This is a genomic window from Binatus sp. (SeqCode) (assembly GCF_050013435.1).
Lineage (GTDB): Bacteria > Desulfobacterota > Binatia > Binatales > Binataceae > Binatus.
Genome location: NZ_JBEKFG010000143.1, coordinates 1 through 3,245, shown reverse-complemented (window position 1 = coordinate 3,245; position 3,245 = coordinate 1). Strand labels below are relative to the sequence as shown.

Sequence of the window (3,245 nt, the reverse complement as noted above, 5' to 3'; positions counted from 1 at the left end):
CAGACCGCCTTCTTCAGCAAGCGGAATGAAAACCGAAGGTGGAATCAAGCCGCGAGTCGGATGGTGCCAGCGGACAAGAGCTTCAAAACCGATGACAGTCCCATCAATCGTATCCACCCGGTGTAGGCCGTCTTGCCGAATTGTTTGGCATGTAGCTGATTGTCGGTATGGATGACCTTACTGACACTCGCCATATCAGTCGCCTTGAAATTGTTGACACGGGTCGCCGGCGTCGATGGTCGACTGCAGAAAAGCTGCGGATAGTCGAGGAGAGTTTTTCGGCTCCGCGGCTGGCATCGGCGACGGCGCGACGGCATGGGATTTCCAACCAGCTGCTGTTCGCCTGGCGCAAGGCGTATCGCGAAGGTCGGCTTGGTGACATTGCCGGTTTCGTGCCGGCGGTGATGGTGCCGGAGCAGCCCGAGAGGGGCACCGGAACGGGCTGTCGTCGAATCGAGATTATGATCGCGAACGGCCGGCGCGTTATTGTCGATTGTGACGTAGACGTGGAGACGCTGCTGCGGATCATGCGTGGGCTTGAAACGCTGCCATGATCCCGCTGCCGAGCGGCGTGCGGGTTTGGCTGGCGACCGGCCACACCGACATGAGGAAGGGCTTTGCCAGCCTATCGCTGCAGGTTCAGGAAGTGCTGCGGCGCGATCCGCTGAGCGGTCATCTGTTTTGCTTTCGTGGCCGCAGCGGCAATCTTTTGAAGGTGATCTGGCATGACGGCCAGGGAGCCTGCCTGTTCGCGAAGCGATTGGAACGGGGCCGCTTCTTGTGGCCAAACCCGGCGGATGGCGCGGTAACGATCTCCGCGGCCCAGCTCGGTTACTTGCTGTCCGGAATCGATTGGCGAAATCCGCAGGAAACCTGGCGCCCGACCTCGGTAGGGTGACGGTTTTGCTTTGACGTTGCCGACGAATATGATTCTCTCGCCGAGTGACATCGCAATTTGAATCGCTGCCATCCGATCTTGCCGCCGCTCATGCGATGATCCTGGCGGAGCGTAACGCGCGCGTCATGGCCGAGGCTGATGCAGCGGCTGCCAAAGCCAAAGCGGCCAATGCCCAGGCGGACCTTTCCAGCAGTGAAGCGCTGATCGCCCATCTCAAGCTGGAGATCGAGAAGCTGCGGCGCGAAATCTATGGGACGCGCTCGGAGCGCAAGGCGCGGCTCTTGGAGCAGATGGAACTTCAGCTGGAAGACTTGGAGGCGGCAGCGACCGAGGACGAGCTGGCGGCCGAGAAATCGGCGGCCCGAACGCAGACAGTACAGTCGTTCCAGCGCCGGCGGCCTTCGCGCAAGCGGTTCCCCGATCATCTGCCGCGCGAGCGCGTTGTCATCGCCGCGCCGGAAATCTGTCCCTGCTGCGGGTCGGCGAAGCTGTCGAAACTGGGCGAGGATATCACCGAGACGCTGGAGGTGATCCCGCGGCAGTGGAAAGTGATCCAAACCGTCCGGGAAAAGTTCTCGTGCCGAGAGTGCGAGAAGATCAGCCAGCCACCGGCGCCGTTCCACGTAACGCCGCGCGGCTTCGCCGGACCGAACCTGCTCGCCATGATCCTGTTCGAGAAGTTCGGCCAGCATCAGCCGCTGAACCGCCAGAGCGAACGATACCGGCGCGAAGGCATCGATCTGAGCGTGTCGACGCTGGCGGATCAGGTCGGCGCCTGCACGGCGATCCTGCAGCCGCTGCATGCACTGATTGAGCGCCACGTCCTAGCTGCCGAGCGGCTGCATGGCGACGACACGACCGTGCCGATTCTGGCCAAGGGCAAGACGGTCACGGGTTACATCTGGACCTACGTCCGTGACGACCGGCCGTTTGGCGGTCCCGCGCCGCCGGCGGCCCTATATTACGCCTCGCGCGATCGCAGGCATGAGCATCCGGTGGGGCATCTTCGAGACTTCACCGGCATCCTGCAGGCCGACGCCTACAGCGGGTATAACGAGCTTTACGATCCCTCGCGCGCTTCGGGAGCGATCACGGCGGCACTGTGCTGGGCGCATGCGCGGCGTCAGTTCTTCGAGCTGGCCGATATTGCCGCCAATGCCCGGCGCGGAAAGACGGCGGCGGCGATCTCGCCGATCGCGTTGGAGGCGGTCAAGCGCATAGACGCGCTGTTCGACATCGAGCGTGGCATCAACGGGCTGAGCGCCGAAGAACGCCTGCGCGTACGCCAGGAGCAAAGCGCGCCGCTTCTGGCCTTGCTGGAAGCATGGTTGCGCGAGGAGCGATCCCGTCTGTCACACTCGGCCTCCGTCACCAAGCCGATCGACTACATGCTCAAGCGTTGGGGCCGGTTTGCTCGCTTCATCGACGATGGCAGGATCTGTCTCACGAACAATGCGGCAGAGCGCGCTCTTCGCGGATTTGCGCTAGGGCGAAAGTCTTGGCTATTCGCCGGTTCCGAACGCGGCGCTGACCGGGCAGCCGCCATGGCGACGTTGATCATGACGGCAAAGCTCAATGACGTCGATCCGCAAGCCTGGCTGGCTGATGTGCTCGCTCGCATCGCCGACATCCCGCAGAGCAGGCTTCCTGAACTTCTGCCATGGCACTGGGCCGCCGAGATGGAGCATCGTAAAGTGGCGGCATGAGTGCCGACACCATCGCCCGCCTCAAGATCACGCTCGACGACGTCAAGCCTGCGGTCCTGCGCCGCATCGAGGTGCCGTTCAATATACGCCTCGATCGCCTGCATCTGGCAATCCAGGCCGCGATGGGATGGACCAACACGCATCTCTACGAAATCCGCGCCCGTGATGTCGGATGGGGCATACCAGACCGCGACTGGGGTGATGGCCCGCTCGATGCCCGCAAGGCCAATCTCGGTGACGTGTTGGAGGATGTTGGCACCAAGACGCTGAGGTACCTCTACGATTTTGGCGACGGCTGGGAGCACACAATCAAAGTCGAGCGCCTCATCGATCCCGAACCCGGTGCACTTTATCCGCGCCTAATCGAGGCGAGCGGACGCTGCCCTCCTGAAGATATTGGAGGCCCCTGGGGCTACGCCGAATTCCTTGAGGCCATCGGCAATCCAAAGCACGAACGCCACGCCGAATTTAAAGAGTGGCTTGCCGACGACTTCGATCCCAATCTTGTCGATACCGGTTGGCTTGCCGAAGAAGTCACCACGCTGGCAAAACGATGGTCGCGGAAACCCGTCGTGAAGCGGCCGCGCCGTGCCTAAACCGCGGTCCTCACCGGAGGCTTACGGATGTACGCGCACCTTGGT

Annotated in this window: 4 protein-coding genes and 1 pseudogene; 4 read left to right on the top strand and 1 reads right to left on the bottom strand. The window is 62.3% G+C overall.

The genetic code is table 11. From position 1 onward, the window contains the following. Positions 1–108: pseudogene (locus ABSB13_RS16940) on the bottom strand (EAL domain-containing protein); the annotation flags it as partial. 59 nt (positions 109–167) lie between these two features. Between ABSB13_RS16940 and tnpA the strand changes: the two are divergent. The 4 genes from tnpA to ABSB13_RS16920 all read left to right on the top strand — a co-directional run bounded on the left by tnpA (position 168) and on the right by ABSB13_RS16920 (position 3,200). Further along, complete coding sequence (gene tnpA / locus ABSB13_RS16935; protein ID WP_428110524.1) at positions 168–554, top strand: IS66-like element accessory protein TnpA; 387 nt, start codon at positions 168–170, stop codon at positions 552–554. Then, entirely contained in the window at positions 551–898 is a 348-nt protein-coding gene (gene tnpB / locus ABSB13_RS16930; protein WP_428110522.1) for an IS66 family insertion sequence element accessory protein TnpB, read from the top strand. Before tnpA ends, tnpB begins: the two co-directional genes overlap by 4 nt. Before the next feature lie 95 nt (positions 899–993). Further along, positions 994–2,604 (top strand): IS66 family transposase, encoded by a 1,611-nt coding sequence (gene tnpC / locus ABSB13_RS16925; RefSeq protein WP_428110525.1) that lies wholly within the window; start codon positions 994–996, stop codon positions 2,602–2,604. After that, complete coding sequence (locus ABSB13_RS16920) at positions 2,601–3,200, top strand: plasmid pRiA4b ORF-3 family protein (protein ID WP_428110520.1); 600 nt, start codon at positions 2,601–2,603, stop codon at positions 3,198–3,200. The genes tnpC and ABSB13_RS16920 overlap by 4 nt, the downstream gene beginning before the upstream one ends. Positions 3,201–3,245 lie beyond the last annotated feature (45 nt).